Origin of the sequence: Pseudomonas sp. SIMBA_067 (assembly GCF_046534675.1) — a bacterium.
GTDB classification, from domain to species: domain Bacteria; phylum Pseudomonadota; class Gammaproteobacteria; order Pseudomonadales; family Pseudomonadaceae; genus Aquipseudomonas; species Aquipseudomonas putida.
In genome coordinates this window covers 1-231 of the sequence record NZ_JAWRYH010001458.1, presented here as the reverse complement: position 1 = coordinate 231, position 231 = coordinate 1, and the positions used below count along the sequence as shown (strand labels likewise).

Genomic DNA, 231 nt, shown 5'->3' with positions numbered 1-231 from the left:
GCGGCACACGCTCGGCAACCACGATGTTCATGTCGGTCAGGGCTTTGACCTTGCGCGGGTTATTGGTCATCAGGCGCAGCGACTTCACGCCCAGGTGTTCCAGCATCGGCAGGCACATGGCGTAGTCACGCTGGTCGGCGGCAAAGCCCAGGCGCTCGTTGGCTTCGACGGTGTCGGCGCCGCCATCTTGCAGCTCGTAGGCGCGGATCTTGTTCAGCAAGCCAATGCCAC

At 63.2% G+C, this 231-nt stretch carries 1 pseudogene; it reads right to left on the bottom strand.

Annotated elements, in window-relative coordinates:
* Positions 1 to 231, bottom strand: a pseudogene (locus tag SB765_RS34250) (GTP cyclohydrolase II); the annotation flags it as partial.